17 protein-coding genes and 1 pseudogene are annotated in these 23,476 nt (G+C 59.1%); 10 read left to right on the forward strand and 8 right to left on the reverse strand.

The genetic code is table 11. The features are described from left to right. Nucleotides 1-12: 12 nt before the first annotated feature. Genes FS804_RS23400 through FS804_RS23425 form a run of 6 tightly spaced genes read right to left on the reverse strand, consistent with a single transcriptional unit; the run spans nt 13 to nt 6,513 of the window. On the reverse strand, nt 13-906 hold the full coding sequence (locus FS804_RS23400; RefSeq protein ID WP_144579190.1) for a carbohydrate kinase family protein: 894 nt from the start codon (nt 904-906) through the stop codon (nt 13-15). Then, on the reverse strand, nt 903-1,943 hold the full coding sequence (locus FS804_RS23405) for an ABC transporter ATP-binding protein (protein ID WP_144579191.1): 1,041 nt from the start codon (nt 1,941-1,943) through the stop codon (nt 903-905). The genes FS804_RS23400 and FS804_RS23405 overlap by 4 nt, the downstream gene beginning before the upstream one ends. Further along, the gene (gene argH, locus FS804_RS23410; protein WP_144579192.1) at nt 1,943-3,457 is read right to left on the reverse strand and encodes an argininosuccinate lyase; all 1,515 of its coding nucleotides are present in this window, start codon (nt 3,455-3,457) and stop codon (nt 1,943-1,945) included. Before argH ends, FS804_RS23405 begins: the two co-directional genes overlap by 1 nt. A gap of 4 nt (nt 3,458-3,461) precedes the next feature. Beyond that, a complete protein-coding gene (locus FS804_RS23415; protein WP_144579193.1) occupies nt 3,462-4,304 on the reverse strand; it encodes a carbohydrate ABC transporter permease in 843 nt (280 codons plus the stop codon). Further along, nucleotides 4,301-5,242, reverse strand: a complete 942-nt coding sequence (locus FS804_RS23420) for a carbohydrate ABC transporter permease (RefSeq protein ID WP_144579194.1) — start codon at nt 5,240-5,242, stop codon at nt 4,301-4,303. Before FS804_RS23420 ends, FS804_RS23415 begins: the two co-directional genes overlap by 4 nt. 17 nt (nt 5,243-5,259) lie before the next feature. Next, nucleotides 5,260-6,513 carry an extracellular solute-binding protein gene (locus FS804_RS23425; RefSeq protein ID WP_144579195.1) on the reverse strand — a complete coding sequence of 418 codons (1,254 nt, stop codon included), beginning with the start codon at nt 6,511-6,513 and terminating at the stop codon, nt 5,260-5,262. A gap of 252 nt (nt 6,514-6,765) precedes the next feature. Between FS804_RS23425 and FS804_RS23430 the strand changes: the two genes are divergently transcribed. The 3 genes from FS804_RS23430 to FS804_RS23440 are packed head-to-tail and all read left to right on the forward strand — an operon-like array spanning nt 6,766 to nt 11,328. Continuing rightward, entirely contained in the window at nt 6,766-7,992 is a 1,227-nt protein-coding gene (locus FS804_RS23430; protein WP_144579196.1) for an ROK family transcriptional regulator, read from the forward strand. Nucleotides 7,993-8,011: 19 nt separating this feature from the next. Further along, entirely contained in the window at nt 8,012-10,420 is a 2,409-nt protein-coding gene (locus FS804_RS23435; protein WP_144579197.1) for a PIG-L family deacetylase, read from the forward strand. After that, complete coding sequence (locus FS804_RS23440; RefSeq protein WP_144579198.1) at nt 10,417-11,328, forward strand: DMT family transporter; 912 nt, start codon at nt 10,417-10,419, stop codon at nt 11,326-11,328. Before FS804_RS23435 ends, FS804_RS23440 begins: the two co-directional genes overlap by 4 nt. Before the next feature lie 3 nt (nt 11,329-11,331). Here FS804_RS23440 and FS804_RS23445 read toward each other — a convergent pair whose 3' ends face one another. Together FS804_RS23445 and FS804_RS23450 are read right to left on the reverse strand one after the other, a co-directional pair. Next, nucleotides 11,332-11,799, reverse strand: a complete 468-nt coding sequence (locus FS804_RS23445; RefSeq protein WP_144579199.1) for a hypothetical protein — start codon at nt 11,797-11,799, stop codon at nt 11,332-11,334. Between the two features lie 77 nt (nt 11,800-11,876). Continuing rightward, nucleotides 11,877-12,764 carry an AraC family transcriptional regulator gene (locus FS804_RS23450; protein ID WP_144579200.1) on the reverse strand — a complete coding sequence of 296 codons (888 nt, stop codon included), beginning with the start codon at nt 12,762-12,764 and terminating at the stop codon, nt 11,877-11,879. A 197-nt stretch (nt 12,765-12,961) separates the two neighbouring features. Between FS804_RS23450 and FS804_RS23455 the strand changes: the two genes are divergently transcribed. The 7 genes and pseudogenes from FS804_RS23455 (at nt 12,962) to FS804_RS23485 (ending at nt 23,468) form a co-directional block, all read left to right on the forward strand. Beyond that, a complete protein-coding gene (locus FS804_RS23455; RefSeq protein WP_144579201.1) occupies nt 12,962-14,428 on the forward strand; it encodes an alpha-glucosidase/alpha-galactosidase in 1,467 nt (488 codons plus the stop codon). A gap of 103 nt (nt 14,429-14,531) precedes the next feature. Beyond that, nucleotides 14,532-16,619, forward strand: a complete 2,088-nt coding sequence (locus tag FS804_RS23460; RefSeq protein ID WP_144579202.1) for an ABC transporter substrate-binding protein — start codon at nt 14,532-14,534, stop codon at nt 16,617-16,619. 143 nt (nt 16,620-16,762) lie between these two features. Continuing rightward, nucleotides 16,763-17,770 (forward strand): ABC transporter permease, encoded by a 1,008-nt coding sequence (locus FS804_RS23465; RefSeq protein ID WP_010974056.1) that lies wholly within the window; start codon nt 16,763-16,765, stop codon nt 17,768-17,770. A 1-nt stretch (nt 17,771) separates the two neighbouring features. After that, the gene (locus FS804_RS23470) at nt 17,772-18,908 is read left to right on the forward strand and encodes an ABC transporter permease (RefSeq protein WP_144579203.1); all 1,137 of its coding nucleotides are present in this window, start codon (nt 17,772-17,774) and stop codon (nt 18,906-18,908) included. Between the two features lie 12 nt (nt 18,909-18,920). Beyond that, nucleotides 18,921-20,589: pseudogene (locus tag FS804_RS23475) on the forward strand (ABC transporter ATP-binding protein). 21 nt (nt 20,590-20,610) lie between these two features. Then, entirely contained in the window at nt 20,611-21,984 is a 1,374-nt protein-coding gene (locus tag FS804_RS23480) for an alpha-glucosidase/alpha-galactosidase (protein ID WP_144579204.1), read from the forward strand. 419 nt (nt 21,985-22,403) lie between these two features. Next, on the forward strand, nt 22,404-23,468 hold the full coding sequence (locus tag FS804_RS23485) for an HlyD family secretion protein (protein ID WP_144579205.1): 1,065 nt from the start codon (nt 22,404-22,406) through the stop codon (nt 23,466-23,468). Nucleotides 23,469-23,476 lie beyond the last annotated feature (8 nt).

Consider the following 23,476-nt stretch of genomic DNA (forward strand, 5'->3'; position numbering starts at 1 on the left):
GGGCAAGGTGCGTCAAGCGGTGGTCGACACCCTCGGGGCGCCGCCCGCCGCCTGCACGGCAAGACTGCCCGCGGCAACCCCGGCTGTGAGGCATTGCTGTTCGTCCCAGCCTTGAAGCCAGGCATCAAGAAAACCGGCATTAAAGGCATCGCCGGCGCCGGTCGTGTCGACCACGGGTACTTCCTGGGCTGCTAGATGCTGCAAGCCCCTTCGAAAAGATACCCACGCGCCTTGCGCGCCGCCTTTCAGCGCCACGACGGGAAAGGCCTCTGACAGGGCGTGCATGGCTCTTTCCGGGTCAGAATGCCCCGTGATTGCTTCCGCCTCTTCGAGATTGGGCAAAAACACGTCGACACCGGCACAGGCCTTGAGCAGCCCCTTGTCGTAAATCAGCGAAGCATCCCAGCTTGGATCGAGCGATACCGACAATCCGCTTGCCTTGGCGCGTGAAACCAGATCGGGCATCTCATGCAGCGTGGCGAATTCGGCGATGTGCAGATGCCGGGCGTTATCCCACGCAAAGGCGGCATCCAGCGTCGAAGGCCGGGCGGCACCGGCGCGGCGCGTCAAAAAAGCCCGGTCCTGACCAACCACAGTCGCCACCGTAACTTGCGGTCCGGCATCTGCTGCATGTTCCAGAAACTTCAGATCGACGCCGCTCTGCGCCATTTTCTCACCGATATCGCGCGAAAACGTATCGGTGCCCAGTCTTGCAAGCAGCGCAACCGGGCGGCCTATATGGGCGAAATGCGCAGCGGCAATGAAGGCTCCGCCGCCGGCTGCAATTTCCATGTCCCGGGCAAACAGTTCCCGGCCGAGGACTGGCAGTTCATTAAGACCGGTGAAAATGAGGTCACAATAGATCCGGCCGACGCTGATGACGGCAGTTTTTTCCGTTGACATCATGCGCGGCCCAGAAGCTTTTCCGTCTTGGCGTCGAAGAGATAAAGCGAACCTCGCTCCGCCTGGCATTGCAGCCGGCTGCCGACGGCCGGAATGGTTTTGCTTCTCGCCGTGGCGATCACCGAACTGTTGTCGGTGTCCAGATGAACAAGCGTCTCCGGCCCGAGCGGCTCGACTGCCGTGACCGTTCCTTCCAAGGTAAACGTTCCCTGAGCGGACCCAGACTCGCCAACAAGCAGATCATGCGGCCGGACGCCGATCAGAAGCTCACCCGTTGCGGACGGCGCGACGCCGTCGCCGGCTCTGGTTCCGCGCAGCAGGTTCATCGAGGGGCTGCCGATGAAGCGTGCGGTAAAGATGTCGACGGGTGTTTCATAAAGCTCCGTTGGAGTGCCGACCTGCAGGATGTGGCCGTCCTTCATCACCACGATGCGATCCGCCATGGTCATGGCTTCCACCTGATCGTGGGTGACATAAACGGTTGTCGTCTTAAGACGCTGATGCAAGCGCTTGATTTCAATACGCATCTGAGCGCGCAGCTGGGCGTCTAGATTAGACAGCGGCTCATCGAACAGGAAGGCGGCAGGATCGCGCACCATGGCGCGGCCGATGGCGACACGCTGCCGCTGACCGCCTGACAGGGCCGCCGGCCGCCGGTCGAGCAGGGCCTCCAGTCCGAGCACCCGGCCGGCCTCCTCAATGCGGCGGTTCTTTTCTTCACGGTCAAGCTTCGAGGTGTAGAGGCCAAAGCCGATGTTCTGGCGAACCGTCATGTGCGGATAGATCGCATAGTTCTGGAAGACCATCGCGATGTTGCGCTGTTTCGGTTCCTTCTCATTGACGATGTCGCCACCGATCTTCAGCGCGCCGTCAGAGATTTCTTCCAGCCCGGCGATCATTCTAAGGGTGGTTGATTTGCCGCAGCCGGAAGGGCCGACAAAAACAACGAATTCTCCGTCTTCAATGGCAAGGTCAATGCCCTTGACCGCCTCGACTTTGCCGTAGCGCTTCACGAGTTGATTGAGTTCGATTGTCGCCATCATCGGGCTCCCGTCAGCGCGGTGAATTTCTCTGCGAGTTCCGCGGCCTTTGCCGCTTCGTGATCGGCGGATCGCCGTGCTTCCGCCTCGAATGCAGCAAGCGTGTTGCGATAGCTGGCAATCGCTTGCCGCATGGGTTCAGGCGCGGGGCCGCCGAAACGGCTGCGCACGGCGACGAAGTGCTCGGGCGAGACGATCTGTCTGAATTTTTTCTCGTCGATTCCGGTTTGCCGCCCTGTCAGCTCGTGGAACGCCTTGAGGAAGGGCTGGTAACCGTCGTTCGGAAGATCGCCCTTCAGCGCGACGACGCTCTTGGCAACACTCGCGGCAATTTCATGGGCCTGACGGAAAGACAGGTCTTCTATGCGGACAAGCGAATCCGCCAGCTCCGTAATGGTAATGCAGGATCGGCGGATGTTCTGGTCAACCCTTTCGGGATCGATGCTGATCTGGCCAACGAGGCTGGCAAGCAGATCGAGAACCCGGCCGGCAGAGGCGAAGGCCTCATAACCCATGCCCTGCGTCTCGCCCTCACTGTCATTCATGTCGGTGAAGGGCGTATTGTGCATCACATCCAGCACCGTGCGCGCCCGCCCAAATGTCTGGCTGGCGAGGTGGCGCAGATGCTCGATCGGCACCGGGTTTCGCTTTTGCGGCATGATCGAGGAAATCTGCACCAGCGCATTCGGCACGTAGATCTGGCCGACCTCAAAACTCGTCCAGAACTGGAAGTCCTGAATGAGCCGTCCGAGATGCAGGAACATCAGCTCGATCGCGCCATAGGTTGCCGTTGTATAGTCGACGGCTGCGATGCAGGAATAGGAATTGCGCAACGGTGCAGCAAAGCCCAGCAATTCGGCAACGCGTGCGCGGTCGATGGGAAAGCCCGAGGTGGTGATGGCGGCGGCGCCCATCGGCGACAGATCAACGATGCGGCGCGCCTCCGCAAAACGGTCGATATCCCTAATCAACACTTCAATGGCGGCAGAAAGGTAATGGCCAAAGGTGGTGGGCTGGGCCGGCTGCCCATGCGTATAGGCCACGATGAGCGTGGATTGGTTACGCTCGGCGGCATCGATCAGCGCTTTCAGCAGAACACGCGCCTTGGCGGTGAGCGTGTCAATCTTGTCCTTCAGGCCGATCTTGAACAGGGTGTGATCGATATCGTTGCGCGAACGGGCCGTGTGCAGGCGACCGGCGATATCAACGCCGATGCGGGCTTTCAGCTCTTTCTCGATCAGGAAGAAAAAATCCTCGACTTCGCCGGTATAGACGAGCTCGGAGGGCTCGATGGTTTTGTCGATGTCCTCAAGTGCGCCGGCGATCTTAGCCGCTGTTTCGGCATCGAGAATGCCGGTCTCGCGCAGCATGACAAGGTGGGCGCGGTCTATGCGGCGAAACCCGTCGACGTGGTGGTTCTTGGCGCCATCGAAAAGCGGGCGCAGCACGGTTTCCTTGTAGACAGGGTCGGGAAACTTGCTGGTATCCGACTGGCGTGGGTTGATATCGGCCATGATATTATCCTTTCAGTCCCGCCAGCATCACACCGCGCACGATGTAGCGTTGCAGGACAATGAAGACGATGAGGGTAGGGATGGTCGCAATGGCTGCGCCCGTCATGATCATTTCCCACTGGATCTGCTGTTCCACGGCAAAGCTCGAAAGACCGACGGGCAGGGTGTAGAGCTCCTTGCTTGTCGTGACGATCAACGGCCAGAAAAAGGCTGTCCAGTTGCCGAGGAAGGTGAAGATCGCAAGCGCGGAGAGCGCGGGTGTCACAAGCGGCAGGGCGACTTTCCACCAGATCTGGAATTCGTTCAGCCCGTCGACGCGTGCGGCCTCGATAAAGTCGTTCGGAACCGTCTCGAAGAACTGCTTCATCAGGAAGGTGCCGAAGGCCGTCATCATGCCAGGGAACATGATGCCCCAGTAGCTGTCGAGCCAGCCCAGCTGGCTCGACATCAGATACCAGGGAATGACGAGCATTTCGGTCGGGATCATCAGCGTGGACAGGATGGCGAGGAAGATGAAATAACGACCGCGAAACTCGAACTTCGCCAAGGTATAACCAACCAGACTGTCGAAAAAGCAGTTGGAGACGGTGACGAGGACCGCAACCAGCGTCGAGTTGAAGAACCAGCGCAGGAAACGGCCATCAGCCATGACGGTCATGTAGTTTGCGATTGTCGGTGCAGCGGGAATGAGGCGCAGATCATAGACCTGATCCGCCGTCTTGAACGAGGTCGCGAACATGAACAGCAGCGGCGAGACCATGATCAGACCGCCGATCAACAGCAACGTCCAGGCGATGATGCGGCCGGGGCGGATGCGGGCGTGGGAGAGTGGCGAGGTTTCGCTCATTTCTTTTCCCTCAGGACCCAGAGCTGGATCAGCGATACGACAAGAAGAATGGTGAAGAGGACCACAGTCTGCGCGGCCGCATAGCCCATCGCATAGGAATTGAAAGCGGTCTGGTAGATCATCAGCACCAGCGGTTTGGTGGAGCCTAGCGGGCCACCCGGATCATTGGTGGTCATGTTATAGACCTGGTCGAAAATCCGCAGGAAACCGATCGATGAAAATACGACAAGGAAAACCGTGGTGGGTTTCAGAAGCGGCAGCGTGATCTTGCGCAGGATTGCCCATTCACCCAGCCCGTCTATCCGAGCGGCTTCGTAGAATGTCGTGGGAATGGCGCGCAAGCCGGCCATGAAGATGATGATCTGGAAACCGAGCCCCGCCCAGATGGCGGTTACCATGACCGAATAAAGCGCCTGATCGGTGGAGCGGATAAACGGTTGCTGGGGAATGCCGATCATGCCGAGCACGTCATTGATGATGCCGATGGGCGGCGGCTGATAGAACCAGCGCCACACCCAGGCCATCGCCGCTGCGGTTGTCAGGTAGGGCAGGAAATAGAGCGCTCGGATGAAGCTGTGCAGAATGCGCACCCGATCAAGATAAAAGGCGATGACGAAGGCGAGCACGAGGCTTATCGGCGTGCCGACGATGAGATAGGTGAAGGTGTTCTTGAAAACCTTCCAGAATTGCGGGTCCTTGAAGAGCTTGACGTAATTGGCTGTGCCGATGAACTTAGCCGGCCGCAGCAGGTCCCAGTTGGTGAAGGACAGGTAGAAGGCCTGCAGTGTCGGGTAAAACCGGATGACGCTATAAAACAGGATCGGGATCGCCAGAAAACTCCAGATCCACAAAAGCCGCTTGGTGCGCATGGAAAGGCGATCTCCGAAGGAGCCGCCGGGGCGGCCGGATGCCGCCCCCTGTTGATCGATCGCTGTCATTGTTGGACCTGCGGTTTTCAGGGTTTCGCCGCGTCGATGATTTCCTGCTCGGCCTCGGCGGCCTGCTTGATGGAATCTTCAACCGACTGGCCTTCGAGAAGCACACGGTTGGTCATGTCGATGGCATTCTGCCGCTGGGCGGCTTCATCCATGAACAGCGTCGTATGGGCGTATTCCAGCCCCTTCAGGAACGGCGCGTAGATAGGGTCCTTCAGGTTTTCTTCGGTCAGGGCCGCAGAGCGGCGTGCCGGCAGTTCACCCACCGTCTTCAGCCAGATCGCCATGGCTTCCGGGGAAGAGATATAGGCGAGGAACTTCTTGGAGGCCTCCAGCTCTTCACCCGTGGTCTTGGCGCTGATGCCATTGGCGAAGTAGCTCGCATAGTTGGAGCGGATATTCTTGTCATTGGTGGGAAGCTCGGTCACGCCCCATTCGAAATCCTTGATGGTGCGGAATGAGCCCAGCCGGAACGTGCCGTCGATGGTCATGCCGGCCTTGCCGGCGCGGAAGGCGGCCTGGCCTTCATCCATGAAACCCGCCTGGCCGATCTTCTTTTCAAGCTGCAGGCTGGTGTAGAATTTCAGCGCCTGGATGCCCGGCTCGCTGTTATAAGCTACCTTCTGGTCGTTGTCGGTATAGGGCTCGCCGCCATATTGGCGAATGAGCACTTCACGCCACCACTGGTGATCCTGACCGCCCATATCGAGCGTGGAACCGGCGACGGTGAGATTGCCGGCGGCATCGTGCTTGGCGATCTTTTGCGCGGCGGCGACGAATTCATCGAGCGTCTTCGGTGGATTGGCGGGATCGAGTCCTGCTTCGGTAAATAGCTTCTTGTTGTAGAACAGCGCCAGCGAACGAACCGCTGTCGGCAGACCATAATAGTCGTCGCCGCGTTTCATGGCGCTGACGATCGGGAAGAATTCGCTTTCGATCTTGTCATGCGGGAAGGTATCGGTCGGCAGTGGCTGCAAAATGCCGCCGGCCGCGAACTTGTCGAGCCAGCCGTAGAACAGCTGCATCACGTCTGGGCCTTTGCCCGACATATTGGCGGCAATCACGCGTGTCTGGTAGTCGGCATAAGGGAAGGTTACCTGCTTGACGGTGATGTCGGGATTGGCCTTCTGGAATTGTGCGATCAGCTCATCCATGGCCTTCACGCGGGTGTCGAAGACATATTGCCAATATTCGATTTCAACCGCCTGCGCGGCGTTGAATGCAAATGTGCTGAAACCGGCAACCAAGCCGGCGAACAGAGTTGCCCTGCGCATGTAAGCCTCCTTTTCCTCCGCCCGGTCTTCCGGATGCGGAGCGATCGTTCCCATTATCCGCGCTTTCGCGCGCGCTCATCGATTTGCCGGCAGCGAAGTTTCCTCTTCCGCCCAGACAAGACTGACCCCGGTCGGCCTCTACGGTTCTCCGAAGGCGCGCTTTTGTCAATAAGATAATTTACTTGAATTATTATATTGCGCTTATCCCCAATTGGACGCTATGAATTTTCTAACAGACGGGAAGTTGAAGAGATGACGGTGCACACGGTGGACGATTATCCCGTAGCAATCGGAAAAAATCCCGAGCGGAGCCGGGAGCACAACAGGCGAGTCGTTCTCGACCTCGTGCGGCGGCACGGCTCACTCGGTCGCGCCCAGATTGCCAAGATTACCCATCTCACCCCGCAGGCGGTTGCCAATATTGTCGATGAGCTGGTTGGCGAGGAATTGCTGAAGGAACTGGGCCGTCGTCGCACCGGGCGGGGGCAGCCGCCGATCCAGTTCGCGGTCAATCCTGACGGCGGGGCAACGATCGGCGTCGAGATCGCCGCAGACCACATGGTCACCGTCGGTCTTGATCTCGCCGGTGTTCTTCGCACGCAGCGCATCACGCCGCTCTTGGACACGACGCCGGATGCTATATTCAATACCTTTGCCGCCGAGCATGACGCCGTTGCCAAAAATCTAGGCTGCAGGCTGCTCGGCACCGGGGTCGTCATGCCCGGCCCCTTCGAGATCGATGGCATGACTTCGGTGGGACCGACGACGCTTTCCGGCTGGGGCGGCATTGATGCCCGGCAGATGCTGGGCGAAGCCTGCGGCCAGCCGGTCGTGGTTGAAAACGATGCCACGGCCGCAGCAGTCGGGGAACGGCTGTTTGGTGCTGGTCTGGCGATCCCGAATTTCTGCATGATCTATTTCGGCGTCGGTATCGGCCTCGGCATCATCCAGGATGGTGCGCCCTATCGCGGTGCATTCGGGAATGCCGGCGAAATCGGCCATGTGACTGTTTCGCCGAGGGGAAGGCCTTGTCCTTCCTGTGGGCAAAGAGGATGCCTGGAGGCTTATGCCTCAGTCTACGTACTGAAGGAAAAGCTTGTATGCGCCGGTGTTGCAGATACGGAACTTGATGATCTGGAGGCCCTGTTCGAGGCAGGTCATCCCGTAGTGAGGGAATGGATCGACGAAGCTGCGGCGCATCTGGCGCCCATGGTGGCGATGCTCGAGAATATTCTCGATCCGCAGACAGTCATTCTCGGCGGCGCTCTGCCTGAGCTCATCATCAGTGAAATCATTGCGCGGATGGGGCCTTTGCCGACCTCGGTCGCAAGTCGCAGGCAGCGGGAACTTCCGCGTGTCATCCATGGCAAGTCCGGGCAGTTGACTGCTGCCCTCGGCGCTGCCGCCTTGCCGCTTTTCGATATCGTCACGCCAAAACTTGAGACATCCATGGGAGCCGCAGCGCAGGCACCCGGCTGAATATTGGAGGAGACCGCCCATGCTTACGCCCCGGGAGCGCATCGAACGGCAAATGGCCGATCCGTGGCTCATACGCCTGCATCGCAGGCTGAGCGCGCTGAAGTCTATCGTGACCGTCATGCATACCGGCGCGCATCCGGACGACGAGCAGAACGGGTTGCTTGCCTATTTCCGAATGGAGCTTGGCATGCGTACCATCATCGCCTGCTCGACCCGTGGCGAGGGCGGTCAGAATGCGCTGGGGCCGGAAAGGCTTGGCGCGCTCGGCGTCATCCGCTCGCGGGAGCTGGAGGAGGCGGCCCGCGTCATCGACGCGGATATCAGCTGGCTCGGCCATGGGCCGGCGGATCTCATTCATGACTTCGGGTTCTCCAAGGATGGCGACCAGACCTTTGGCCGCTGGGGGCAGGAGCGCATCGTTGAGCGGCTGGTGCGCGCCTATCGCAAGGAGCGGCCGGATATCGTCATCCCGACCTTTCTCGATGTGCCGGGACAACATGGGCACCACCGCGCCATGACGCGTGCGGCAAAGAGCGCCATCGCGCTGGCGGCGGACCCTGCGGCCTATCCTGAACATCTTGCAGAGGGGCTGAAGCCGTGGCAGGTGGCGAAATATTACCTTCCCGCATGGTCGGGCGGTGGTGACACCTATGATGACGAAGTGCCGCCGCCGAAGACAACCGTAACGGTAAATGCTCGCGGCAGGGAGCAGGCGACTGGCGCGCAATACGACCGGATCGGCGAATGGTCGCGTTATTATCACGCTTCCCAGGGAATGGGACATTGGCCTAAGCTGGCGCAGGAGGTCTGGCCGCTGCATCTCGAACTCGGCAGTGATGCAGGGGGCGAAGAACGCTCAATCCTCGACGGGCTGCCGTCTTCGTTGTCAGACCTTGCGGTGTTCCCGGGCCTGGATGCCGACTTGGCAAGGGCGCTGGTCAAGGCGGAGCAGGCGATAAGCGAAGCGATATCGGCCTTTCCCGACAGGCAGCGGATCACGGCGTCACTTCTTGCCGCGGCAGCGCTTTTGCAGACGGTGGACGAATCCGCCACTGCGGATTTCAGGGAACTGCACGGACATCGGATCAGGCGCAAGCGGGAGCAGATCGATGCCGCCGTCCTGACGGCGCTTGATGTTTTCGAGCGGGCCTACGCCGAGCCGGCGGAGATCGTTCCAGGCGGAACGTCAGTTCTTTCCGTGGAGCTTTCAGACAAGGCAAATCACATTGATGTCGAGGTCACTCCGGTCCTGCCATCAGGTGTATCGTCATCCATCCAGTCGCTTGGCGAGACGCGGGTCTTTAAGCTTGTCGCGGATCAGGATGCAGCTGTTTCCGGGCTGTATCAGCCTGACTGGAAAGCCATGGGCGGCAATGGCCATGCCTCGGTGCGGCTTTCCGCAACGGTTGAAGGCAGAACGGTTTCGGCCGCCTTCGACCTTGAGGAACCGTTTTTCGTGACGCCGGCGCAGTCGCTGACGATTGCGCCGGACGCTCTTCTCGTTCCGCTCGGACAGGGGCAGGAGCAGGAGGCGCATGTCTTTCAGGCGCATATAAAGGGAGCCGATGCGTCGCTGTCGTTCAGGAATACGGGCGGCTGGAACCTGCGCAAGAACGGCGGCGACTGGATTGCCGAACGTAACGGCGAGGCCCGGGTGGGCCTTGCCCAGATCGAGGCGCTTGTCGGTGCGCAACCCGCTTTTCAGATAACGCCGATCGCTTATCCGCACATCGGTCGGGCAAGGTTTTTGGCGCCGTCCGTTCTGAAAATCCTCTCGCTGGACCTCAAGCTGCCCGAGAAGGCGCGGATCGGGTATGTCGGTGGTGGTGCTGACAGGGTCGGTCTTTGGCTGTCGCGAATGGGCCTCGATGTCACCGACCTCGACGCTCAGGCGCTTGGCGGGGACCTGTCGTCCTTTACGACGATCGTTATTGGCATCTTCGCCTTCGGCATCCGCAGAGATCTCGCTGCCGAGACGGAGAAACTTCACCGCTTCGTGGAAAACGGCGGTCATCTGGTCACGCTCTATCACCGGCCGACTGACGGGTGGAATACGGAAACGACACCAGTCCGGCGTCTTGAGATAGGCAAGCCTTCCCTGCGCTGGCGTGTGACCGATCCACAGGCGGAGGTAACGGTGCTCTTGCCCGACCATCCGCTGCTTACTGGGCCGAACAGGATTGATGCCGTCGACTGGGGGGGCTGGGACAAGGAACGCGGGCTTTATTTCGCCTCGCGCTGGGATGATGTCTACGAGCCATTGCTTGCCATGCACGATGTCGATGAGCAGCCGCTGAAGGGTGCGCTGGTTTCGGGCGTCATCGGCAAGGGTAGGCATACCCATACCAGCCTCGTGCTGCACCACCAGATGGACAAGCTTGTGCCTGGCGCTTTCCGCCTCATGGCCAATCTTGTGCAACCGGCGTGAATGGCGACCATCAAAGCGAAGAACAGCAAGGCCCTCGCGCAACGGACACCCGCGCGGGCATAGGCTGGCTGTTGCTGGACATGACCCTTGTTGCGGGCGGTATGACCGCGCTCGTCAAGGCGCAAGGCGTCACCTATCCCGCCTTCCAGCTCGTCTTCATCAGGGCGATGATCGGTCTGCTGTTCATCCTGCCGCTGATCTGGCGACACAGGGGAGAGATAGCGCGTGTCAAATATCCCTGGCGCAATCTTTTTCGCATCTGCTGCAATGCCATCGCGCTCACCAGCAATTTCATCGCCATTACCCTCTTGCCGCTTGCGACAGTCAATGCCGTTGGCTTTTCCCGGCCATTGGTGACTATGGCGATGGCCGTTGCCTTTCTTGGAGAAAGTGTGGGCCGCTTTCGCTGGGCGGGAGCCTGTCTTGCATTTGTCGGTGTGCTCGTCGTCATTGGGCCGGGCGGTGCGGAATTTGGCGTGGGCGTGATTGTTGTTCTGATATCGGTGGTGTTCGGCGCCCTTGCGGTGATCCAGACACGGGCGCTGCGGCGGGAAAACACCACGGTCATGATGGTGTTCTATACGGTGGGCCTCGCCGTCATCACCGCCATTCCGGCAATCTGGACATGGAGGCCGGTTGCGTCATTTGACTGGGTTCCGTTGCTCGGCATTGGATTGCTGGCGCAGATGGGACAATATTGCTTCCTGCGGGCCTATCGCATCGCGGATGCAAGCGTCCTTGCGCCGGTCAGCTATCTGTCGATCCTGTTTGTGACTGCGGTCGGATATTTTCTCTTCGACGAGGTGCCAGAAACTCGCGTTGTACTTGGCATTGTCATCATCCTCGTTTCGCTCCAATCCACTACCCTTGCGGAATATCTTCTGAAGAGGTTGCGGCGCAAACGGTGATTGTTACCGCTGCTGCGCCAGGAGGCGGAGCCGTATCCAACTGAGGGAGGAGGCCTTGGCGCGATCGTAAAAGGCGCGTGCGAAGCGCACATAGCGCATGATCCAGGCGAGCCAGCCGTAGGTCAGCAGCTTTTCCTTTCCGGCATGGTAGATGCGCTCGACAATGAGGAAAGTCGAGAGATGTGCAAGTACCGTCATAACGACGCCGGACTTAAGAGCGCCATGGGCGATGAGGACGAGGCCGACGATCTTCATCGGTTCGGCGATCGCAAAAGGGACGGCAAGACAGAGAAGAATGGCAAGACGCGGTAGTCTAGCAATCCGGGTCTCCACCTTCTGGATGATTGTAATACGGGATATCACCCTGATGACCGGGCGATAGAGCGGACGGAAAATTCCGTCAAGGATCAGCGCGAGAACGATGATCGCCCGGATGGGGAAGACCAGAATCCTCCGGATTTTGCTGTTCACCTCGGTCGGTCTCCATCAACGGCGCTACAACAATCCTTAGTCGCTCGAAACATGTCAAAACCAAGTCGGAATTGCCGTCAACCTTGACGAACGCTTGCATACATCCCGGTGGTGCGGAATTCGCTCGGGTTGGTGCCGTACAGTCGTCTGAAAACCTTGGAGAAATAATTGGGGTCCTCGAAACCGCAAAGGACCGAAACTTCCTTGATGGGGATGTGGGCTGCTGTCGTTAAAAGCTTGGCAGCGCGGCGAAGACGTCGCTGAAGAACGAATTCCGCAGGCGGCAGGCCCTCGCTCGCCGTGAAGATGCGGGAGAAATGTGCGCGACTGAGCCCCGCCACAGCTGCGAGATCGCTGACGGAAAGGCGTTCGCCGAGGTGGCTGTCGATGTAGCTCAGCACCTGCTGCATGGTGCGATATTCACCGCCGAAGGAGGGGTGCGACCCGAAAACGTCGTCATAAAGCGTCATCGCCGCTTCATAGGCAACGGCAGAAGCCGCGCCAGGTGTTTCCGCACCGTTGACGAGGCGTGAACAGCATTCTGCAAGGTGGTCGATCGTTTCCGGCTGTAGCTTGAGGACCGGACCGGTGACAGAAAGAATATTGCGGTGGATGCGAAGCGCCTCTTCGCCATTCATGGATATCCAGAAGAACTCCCATTCCTTGCCCTCTTCCAGCCAGTAACGGTGATTGTGAGGGATGAGCAACAGCAGGGTTTCCCCGGGTCTGATGACGTAATGCCGGTTCTCGTACCTCAGATTTCCCTGGCCGCTGATGCAGTATTGCAGGACGGTAAACGGCGTCTGGCCGCGCTTGCGACCATCCCAGTCATAATTGCCGCTACGGCGCAATTCATATCCGCTGCTGGTCGGCATGGTGTGCAGTGTCTGGCGTCCACGGGGCAGGGAGACAGTGCGCATGCAGGGTCCCTGATCGATCAGATCGTGCAGCACAAAATTACCCATAAAAGCATAATCCTTCTCTGGTTCTACATGTCTTTATAAGCATAATCCCGATCCGAGGAGACAGCCAGCAGGATATTGGTGCTGAAAAAATGGCGAGAAAGCCGGTTTTCCGGGATTCTCGCGGGTATTTTCTTATAGCGCCGTTTTAGTGTCCGTCGGCCCGTTTCACCCGTTCGATTTGCAACAGAGGTGGCGTTATGAGTTTCAAAATCGCTATTATTGGCGCAGGCAGCGTCGGTTTCACGAAAAAACTGTTCACTGATCTCCTGTGTGTGCCCGAGTTTCGCGATATTGAAGTCGCGCTCACGGATATCAGCCAGCACAATCTCGATATGATCAGGGCGATCCTCGACAAGATCGTTGAGGCCAATGGTTTCCCCGTCAAGGTGACCGCCCATACGGACCGCCGCCGGGCGCTGGAGGGCGCGAAATACATTATCAGCTGCGTGCGTGTCGGCGGGCTCGAAGCCTATGCCGATGACATCCGCATTCCGCTGAAATACGGCATCGACCAGTGCGTGGGCGATACGATCTGCGCCGGCGGCATTCTCTACGGTCAGCGCAACATTCCCGTCATTCTGGATTTCTGCAAGGATATCCGCGAGGTCGCAGCACCCGGCGCGAAATTCCTGAACTACGCGAACCCCATGGCCATGAACACGTGGGCAGCCATCGAATATGGCAAGGTGGATACGGTCGGTCTCTGCCATGGCGTTCAGCACGGCGCGGAACAGATCGCCGAAATCCTCGGTGCGAAATCCCCTGCGGAACTTGATTACATCTGCTCCGGCATCAACCACCAAACATGGTTCATCGATCTGCGGCTCAACGGCCGCAAGATCGGCAAGGAAGAACTGGTTGCCGCTTTCGAGGCACACCCCGTCTTTTCGCAGCAGGAGAAGTTGCGCATCGACGTGCTGAAGCGTTTCGGCGTCTATTCGACCGAGAGCAACGGCCATCTCTCCGAATACCTGCCCTGGTATCGGAAGCGGCCAGAAGAGATTGCTCGCTGGATCGACATGTCCGACTGGATTCACGGGGAAACCGGCGGCTATCTTCGCCACTCCACCGAAACACGCAACTGGTTCGAAACCGAGTTTCCGCAGTTTCTCGCCTCGGCAGACAAGCCGATTGATCCAGCCAAACGCTCCAACGAACACGCAAGCCACATCCTCGAAGCGCTGGAGACGGGGCGCGTTTATCGCGGCCATTTCAACGTCAAGAACAATGGCGTCATCAGCAACCTGCCGGCGGACGCCATTATCGAGTCACCCGGTTTCGTCGATCGTTTCGGCATCAACATGGTATCGGGCATCACGCTGCCAGAAGCTTGCGCGGCAACCTGCATGGCCTCGATCAATGTTCAGCGCATGTCAGTCCATGCGGCAGTCAGCGGCGATATCGATCTTTTGAAACTTGCCGTGCTGCATGATCCGCTGGTCGGCGCGGTCGCCACGCCGGAGGAGGTCTGGCAGATGGTGGACGAGATGGTTGTCGCTCAGGCGCGCTGGTTGCCGCAATATCACGATGCCGTTCCGGCAGCGAAGGAGCGGCTGGCGAAATCAACCGTCAAGACGCGGGACTGGGCGGGGGCTGCGCGCCGCAACGTGCGTTCCATCGAAGAGCTACGGGCTGAAAAGTCGGCTCTGAAAAAGGCTGTCTGAGGAAAAGCATTGAAACAGGCCGGCGGCGAAAGGGAGTTCGCCGTCCGGTCTAACGATCACAGAGGGTGGGCGCTCGAAGAGCTGCCATTTGGGAGGAAAAACGATGTTACTTCAACGCAGGATCGGTATCATCGCGGCACTGGGCTTAAGTGTTTCGATGATCGCACTCAATGCGAATGCCTTCGAGACCACGACGCCGCCCGAGCCGCCGCAATTTCCGGCCGAAGGCAAGATCAACTATGTAGCGCGCGACTCGATCCTCGAATTCAAGGCGCTTCCAAATTATAGTGAACCCGACTGGATCACCGAAAAATTCGAAAAGACCGGCAAGCTGCCGCCGCTGAAGGAGCGCCTGCCGGAGGAGCCGCTGGTCTACAAGACCGGTAATATGCCAGACGGTATGGGCGTTTACGGCGATACGATGCGCCACGTCGTCGGCGGCAGGCCCGAGGGCTGGAACTACATTGCCGGCCAGAGTCAGGGCTGGGGCGGCATCGATATCGCCCTTTCCGAATGCCTGACGCGCACCGCCCCGCTGTTCCAGGTGGATGCCAAGGATACCGAGCCGCTGCCCAATCTGGCGAACAGCTGGGAATGGTCGGAAGATGGCCACAAGTTAACGATGCATCTCGTCAAGGGTGCCAAGTGGTCCGACGGCGAGCCCTTTAACGCCGATGACGTGATGTTTTATTGGGAAGACGCCGTCATCGATCCCAATGTCTCACCGCTTGGCGGTGGCGCATCGCCTGAGGCTTTCGGTGAGGGAACGACGCTCAAGAAGATCGATGACTATACCGTCGAATGGACGTTCAAGGCGGCGTTCCCGAAGCAATATCTCTACACCATGGCCTATCCGAGCTTCTGCCCCGGGCCGTCGCATATTCTGAAACCGCAGCATCCGAAATACTCGAAGAACACCTATAACCAGTTTAAGAACGCGTTCCCGCCTGAGTATATGAACATGCCGGTCATGGGCGCATGGGTGCCGGTGTCATACCGGCCGGATGATCTCATTGTTCTGCGTCGCAACCCCTATTACTGGAAAGTGGATGAGAAAGGCCAGCAGTTGCCTTATCTCAATGAAGTCCATTACAAGCTCTCCACCTGGGCGGACCGCGACGTGCAGGCCGTGGCGGGATCGGGCGATTTCTCCAATCTCGAGCAGCCGGAGAATTTCGTCGCCTCGCTGAAACGCGCCGCTGATCCCAATGCGCCAGCCCGCCTTGCCTTTGGGCCGCGGCTCATCGGTTATAATCTGCAGATGAATTTTTCCGCCAATGGCTGGGGCAATCCGGATGAGCGCGGACAGGCCATCCGCGAGTTGAACCGTAACGAGGTCTTCCGCCAGGCCGTCACCTCCGCTCTGGATCGCAAGGCGATCGGCGACTCGCTGGTCAAGGGGCCTTTCACGGCGATCTATCCGGGTGGCATTTCGTCGGGGACAAGCTTTTATGATCGCGCTTCGACGGTCTATTACCCCTTCAACCTCGAGGCTGCCAAGGCGGCGCTGGCTTCGATTGGCCTGAAAGACACCGACGGCGATGGTTTCCTGAATTTCCCCAAGGAAACGCTTGGCGGCCGTAATGTCGAGATTACCCTTCTCGTCAACAACGGTTATGCGACGGACAAGAGCCTTGCAGAAGGTCTTGTTGGCCAGATGGCGAAACTCGGCCTGCGCGTCGTCATCAACAGCCTCGATTCCAACCAGCGCGATGCGGCCCATTATGGCGGGCAGTTTGACTGGCTGGTGCGGCGCAATTCCACCGAGCTTTCGTCCGTGGTGCAGAATACCGAGCAACTGGCGCCTGTCGGGCCGCGCACCAGCTGGAACCACCGCTCGCCTGAGGGCAAGGAACTGGACCTGATGCCATTCGAGAAGGACATCGCCGACATTGTGCGCAAGTTCATCTCTTCGCAGGACAATGCCGAGCGGGCCGAGCTGATGAAGCAGTACCAGAAGGTCTATACGCAGAACCTCTACACGATTGGCCTCACCGAATATCCTGGTGCCCTCATCGTCAACAAGCGGTTCTCCAATGTGCCGCAGGGTACGCCGATCTTCATGTTCAACTGGGCTGAAGATTCCATCATCCGCGAACGCCTGTGGGTCGCGGCCGACAAGCAGGGCAAATATGAACTCTTCCCTGAGCAGCTTCCCGGCAAGCCGGGCGAGGGCGGGCCGATCAACTAAAGCATTTCCAGGAAATGCGAACACTGCTTTCGTCTGAAAATGCCAAGACCCTGAAGAACTCCTCCCGGAGCACACCCGGTACCGGTCGCGCGTGAAGCGCGGCCGGCAACACACGGCCAATCCAAACCGAGGAAGACCGTTCGATGCTGAGATTTCTGACGATACGCGTGGCGTCCGCCATTCCGGTGCTGTTGATCCTGAGCGTGGTGACCTTCGCCATCATTCAGGCGCCGCCCGGCGACTATGCCGACTACATCCGCTCGCAGCTGATGAACCAGGGCGGGGCGTCCTTCGAGCAGGCGGAAGCGCAGGCGCAGGCATACCGCATCGAACACGGGCTCGATAAGCCGCTTGTCATTCAATATTTCAACTGGATCGGCGGTATCATCACCCGCGGTGATTTCGGCTACAGCTTTTATTACAACAAGCCGGTCGCCGATGTGGTTGGCGAACGCCTGCCGCGCACGATCGCGCTGGCGCTGGTCTGCCACATCTTCGCATCGGTACTTGGCATCGCCTTTGGCATCTGGGCCGCCACACGGCAATATTCCTGGGTCGACAACCTGCTCTCCACCATCGCCTTCCTCGGCATGACGATCCCGCGCTTCCTGATGGCGCTGATCCTCGTCTATCTCATGGTGTTTCATTTCGATGTGTCGGAGATCGGCAGCTTCTTCTCGCCGCAATACGGCGGTGCGCCCTGGTCGTGGGGCAAATTCGTCGATCTGGTCAGCCATGTCTGGCCGGTTGTCGCCATCGCCGTCTTCGGGGGGCTGGCCTACAACATGCGGGTGATGCGCGGCAATCTTCTCGATACGCTGAATGCGCAATATGTCGAAACGGCCCGAGCCAAGGGCCTTTCGGAGGGCGCCGTCATTATGCGCCATGCAGTGCCAAATGCCGTGCACCCGCTCGTCATGTATCAGGGCGTGGTGCTGCCCTACATGCTGAGTGGCGAGATCGAGACCGCCATCATCTTCGCGTTGCCGACCGTCGGCCCGGCCATCGTCGGCTCCATGGCGGTGGGTGACGTCTATGTCACCGCGACCTTCATGATGGTGCTGGCTGCCACGCTCATCGTCGGCAACATCATCGCCGATATGCTGCTCGCCATGCTTGACCCGCGCGTTCGCGAATTCGGGAGGGCCTGAGATGATGGCGTTTGACGAGATAAAAACCGAAACTGCCGCCACGGCGAAACCCGACCGCTCCACCCATGGCAACGAGACCTATCTCGCACTGGTCTGGCGGCGTCTCCGGCGCTCGTTTACCGGCATGGTCGGGCTGGTGCTGGTGGCGCTGTTGATCCTGATCGCCATCTTTGCGGATTTCTTCGCGCCGATGAACCCGCTTGAAACGCATGGCAGCTTTTCCCCGCCACAGGTGATCCGGTTCACCGACAAGGACGGCAGTTTCAGCCTTGCGCCGCGCGTCTATGCCATTGCAGAGTCGGAAGAGCTCGATCCGGTCACCTTCCAGCCTATTGTCGGCCCGGACTATGACAATCCCGTCTATCTCGGCTTCTTCGTGAAGGGTGCGGAATACAAACTTCTGGGTCTCATTCCGATGAGCCGGCATTTCTTTGGCTCTACCGACATCCAGCCGGTGCATTTTCTTGGCACCGATAAATTCGGACGCGACGTGCTGTCGCGCGCTATTTATGGCTCGCGTATCTCGCTTGCCATTGCCTTGAGCGTCGTCGCCATCGTTACCGTCATCGGCACCAGCGTCGGTCTGATATCAGGCTATTTCGGCGGGCCGCTGGATGCCTGGGTGCAGCGTTTCGTGGAGGTGGTGCTCGCCTTCCCGCAATTGCCGCTCTACCTCGCGCTGACTTCTCTTATTCCCGTCACCGCACCAACCACTGTGTTTCTTGTTTTTGTGGTCGGCGTCATGTCGGCGCTCGGCTGGGCACAGATGTCGCGCGAGGTGCGCGGCAAGACGCTGGCACTGGCGCGGATCGATTATGTCCGGGCGGCGATCGCTGTCGGCGCCACCGACCGGCGCATCATCTTCCACCACATCCTGCCAAATGTGATGAGCCATGTGATCGTGGCCGTCACCTTGCATATTCCAAGCGTCGTGCTGCTCGAATCCTTCCTCGGTTTCCTCGGCTTTGCGGTGAAGCCGCCGCTGATCTCCTGGGGGCTGATGCTGCAGGACACCGCGACCTATTCGGTCATCGGTTCCTATCCCTGGATTCTTGCGCCGGTCGGTTTCGTGCTGGTCACCGTGTTTGCCTTCAACGCGCTGGGCGACGGCCTGCGCGATGCCGTCGATCCCTATTGAGAGGAGCGTGACATGGTAGCTGCCCTGAACGACACCTTCGCCCCCGCCATCCGCTTCGACGCCGATGATCGTCAGGATAAAGCCATCATCGATGCCCGCAACATTGCCGTGACCTTCAAGGTGGAACACGGAATGGTGGAGGCCGTGAAGGACATTTCCTTCCAGCTTTATCGCGGCGAGACGATTGCCATCGTCGGCGAATCCGGTTCGGGAAAATCCGTCACGGCCCGCACGATCATGGGCCTTCTAACGAAGCGGGCGTCTGTTTCGAAATCCGCCACCGTGCGATTCAACGGCGACGACATTTTGAAGTTCTCGAGCCGCCAGCGGCGGGCGCTGCGCGGAAACCGCATCTCGATGATCTTTCAGGAGCCGATGAGTTCGCTGAACCCGATCTATACGATCGGCAGCCAGATCGTCGAAGCGATCCGCGTTCATTCAAAACTGAGCCGGAAAGAGGCCGAGGCGAGGGCGCTCGATCTTCTGCGGCAGGTGCAGATACCGGAACCGGAAGCGCGGCTCAAACAATACCCGCACCAGCTTTCCGGCGGCCAGCGCCAACGTGTCATGATCGCCATGGCGCTTTCCAACGATCCCGACGTGCTGATTGCCGACGAACCCACCACTGCGCTGGATGTGACGGTGCAGGCGCAGATCCTTAACCTCATCCGCGACCTGCAGAAGAAGCGCGGCATGGCCGTGGTGCTCATCACCCATGACTTGACGATCGTGAAGCAGTTTTCCGATTACGTCTACGTCATGCAGCACGGCGAGATGCGCGAGCACAACACCACGGAAAAGCTCTTCGAAGCGCCGCAGCACCCCTATACCGAACGACTGCTCGGCTCCGAACCGCATGGAACGGCAAAGCCGCTGTCAGAAAATTCCGGCGTGTTGCTGACGGCAAGCGGCGTGCGGGTCTCTTTCATGATGCGCTACGGCGGGTTGTTCAAACCGGAATTGAAGGAACTGATTGCTGTCGACAGTCTCGGCTTGACCCTAAGACGGCATGAGACGCTGGGGCTTGTCGGTGAATCCGGTTCCGGCAAGACGACCTTCGGCCAATCCCTGCTGCGACTGAACGAACCTGTCGCAGGCGAGGTGGTCTTTGACGGGGAGAGGGTGGATGGCCGCTCCCGCGCTGAAATGCGACCGTTGCGGTCTCGTATGCAGATCGTGTTTCAAGACCCTTTCGCCTCGCTCAATCCACGTATGACGATCGGCCAGATCATCGAGGAAGGCCTCATCATCAATGGCCTTGGGCGAACCAAGGCCGAAAGGTTGGACCGGGTGCGCGATGCGCTGGAGGCGGCGGGCATGCCCGGCAATATCCTCTCACGTTTCCCGCATGAATTCTCCGGCGGCCAGCGCCAGCGCATCGCCATTGCCCGTGCGGTGGCGCTGGAGCCGGAATTCATCCTGCTCGACGAGCCGACTTCAGCGCTCGATCTTTCCGTGCAGGCGCAGATCATCGATCTGCTGCGCAAGCTGCAGGACGAAAGGGGGCTCAGCTACCTTTTCATCTCGCATGACCTGAAGGGTGGTGCGTGCGCTCTGCCACCGCGTCATCGTCATGCAGCGCGGGCAGATCGTTGAGCAAGGGCCTGTCGAGGAAGTGCTGACAAATCCGAAAACCGAATATACTCAGCGGCTTGTACGGGCCGCCTTCGAGATCGCTTGAATTTCAATGCCGGAGGTAAACATGGCAAGAGATCCCAGGATTGCATTCATCGGCGCAGGCTCAACGGTGTTCATGAAGAACATCATTGGCGATGTGCTGCAACGTCCGGCGCTTTCGGGTGCAACCATCGCCCTGATGGATATCAACCGCGAAAGGCTGGAAGAAAGCGCCATCGTCGTCAACAAGTTGATTTCGACATTGGGGGCAAAGGCAAAAGCCGAGACCTATACCGACCAGAAAAAAGCACTCACCGGTGCGGATTTCGTCGTCGTCGCTTTCCAGATCGGCGGATACGAGCCCTGCACGGTCACCGATTTCGAGGTGCCGCGGAAATATGGCCTGCGCCAGACTATTGCCGACACGCTCGGTGTCGGCGGTATCATGCGCGGTCTTCGCACCGTTCCGCATCTGTGGAAGATCTGCGAGGACATACTGGCGGTCTGCCCAAACGCGATCATGCTGCAATATGTGAATCCTATGGCGATCAACACCTGGGCGATCGCGGAGAAATACCCGACGATCCGGCAGGTCGGCCTTTGCCATTCGGTTCAGGGCACGGCGATGGAACTCGCGCATGATCTCGATATTCCCTATGAGGAAATCCGTTATCGTTCGGCCGGCATCAACCATATGGCGTTTTTCCTGCAGTTCGAGCACCGCCAGGCAGATGGCAGCTACAAGAACCTCTATCCCGACCTCTTGCGTGGCTATCGCGAGGGCCGTGCCCCAAAACCCGGCTGGAACCCGCGCTGCCCCAACAAGGTGCGTTACGAGATGCTGACGCGGCTCGGCTATTTCGTCACTGAAAGCTCGGAGCATTTTGCCGAATATACGCCCTATTTCATCAAGGAAGGCCGCGAGGACCTGATCGAGAAATTTGGCATCCCGCTCGACGAATATCCCAAGCGTTGCATCGAGCAGATCGAGCGCTGGAAGGGCCAAGCGGCGGCCTATCGTTCGGCCGAGAAAATCGAGGTCAAACAGTCGAAGGAATATGCCTCGTCTATCATCAACTCGGTATGGACGGGCGAACCCTCGGTTATTTACGGCAACCAGCGCAACAATGGCTGCATCACCTCGCTGCCATCAGACTGCGCGGCGGAAGTGCCGTGCCTTGTCGACAATAACGGCGTGCAGCCCACTTTCATCGGGGAATTGCCGCCGCAGCTCACCGCCCTGATGCGCACCAACATCAATGTGCAGGAGCTGACGGTACGGGCGCTGATGAGCAAAAACCGCGAGCACATCTACCACGCCGCGATGATGGATCCCCACACGGCGGCCGAACTCGACCTCGACCAAATCTGGTCGATGGTGGACGATCTGCTTCTCGCCCATCGCGACTGGTTGCCGGAATGGACGCAGGCGGAGGTAAGACGGGCGCGGGCGGTGTAAGGCGGGGTTGCTGCGAAAAATGCGAGGCGTAGGGTTTTCGTCTGTGGTCGAGTTCCCCGACACGCCTCTCTCCATATTCGACGTTATCCTCGGGTTTGTCCCGAGGAACCAACCACGTAGCGAAAATTGACAGGGAGCAGATGCTCGGGACAGGCCCGAGCATGACGGATGGTGATTGTCATGCCGCCCATCAATTTCGGCGGTGAGTCTCCATGTTGCTTCCAGCTTTTGCCCTAAACCTCCCGCGCACTTGACTTGTGTCAAAGCCGCAGAGCGAACCCTCACGTAAACAGCACTCAAACCGGCCCACTTCCTCAAACAGGAGAAATGTCGGGTGCGAATACTAAACGCAAAGGTGGCTGGCTTCTTCGGTTTCATCGTATTAGGGTTGAAATTCGAAGGGTTCATGGGGAAGACGGATGTCTAAAAAAGGCTTGCTCGTTGGTCTGGTGATTCTGGTTATTGCCGGTGTTGCCTACTTCTCCTGGTCAAAGCTAAAGGGTGGGGCACTTCCCGCCGGTTTCGTGGCCAGCAACGGCCGGATTGAGGCCGTCGAGATCGACATTGCCACCAAAACCGCCGGTCGCCTTCACGACATCATGGTGCGTGAAGGCGATTTCGTGAAGGCCGGGCAGGTGCTCGCCCAGATGGATACGGCGCAACTGGAGGCGAGGAAGCGTCAGGCGGAAGCACAGTTTCGCCGTGCGAAAATAGCAATCGATACGGCCCACAGCCTTGTCACCCAGCGGGAAGCCGAAAAGACCTCGGCGCTGGCGGTGGTGGAACAGCGCAAGGCCCAGCTCGATTCCGCCTCCAAGACCTATGCGCGCTCGAAGCAGCTGCTGACCGGCAATGCCGTCTCGCAGCAGATCGTCGATGACAGCGAGGCCGCCGAACAGTCCGCCCGCGCCGCGCTCGCCTCGGCGCAGGCCTCGCTTGCGGCTTCCGACGCCGCGATCAATGCCGCCAAGGCGCAGATAGTTGACGCCGAAGCGGCGGTGGACGCCGCACAGGCTGACATCGAGAGCATCGAGACTGACATAGCCGATGCGACGCTGAAATCGCCCCGCGACGGTCGCGTGCAATATCGCATCGCCCAGCCCGGAGAAGTGCTATCCGCCGGTGGAAGGGTTATGAGCCTCGTCGATCTCGCCGATGTCTATATGACGTTTTTCCTGCCGACGGCTGAGGCTGGCCGTACGTCCATGGGATCGGATGTGCGCCTGATATTGGATGCCGCCCCGCAATATACCATCCCCGCCAAGGTTTCCTTCGTCGCCGATGTCGCGCAATTCACGCCGAAAACGGTGGAGACCGAAGAAGAACGCCAGAAGCTGACATTCCGGGTGAGGGCACAAATCCCGCAGGAGCTGCTGCAGAAGTATATAAAGTATGTCAAAACCGGGCTGCCCGGTATGGCCTATGTCCGGCTTGATCCGCAGGCCGTCTGGCCGGAAAACCTCGAACGCAATCTCGTCAAGTGACGGTGGCC

This window comes from Agrobacterium sp. DE0009 (assembly GCF_007680755.1).
GTDB lineage: Bacteria > Pseudomonadota > Alphaproteobacteria > Rhizobiales > Rhizobiaceae > Agrobacterium > Agrobacterium tumefaciens_B.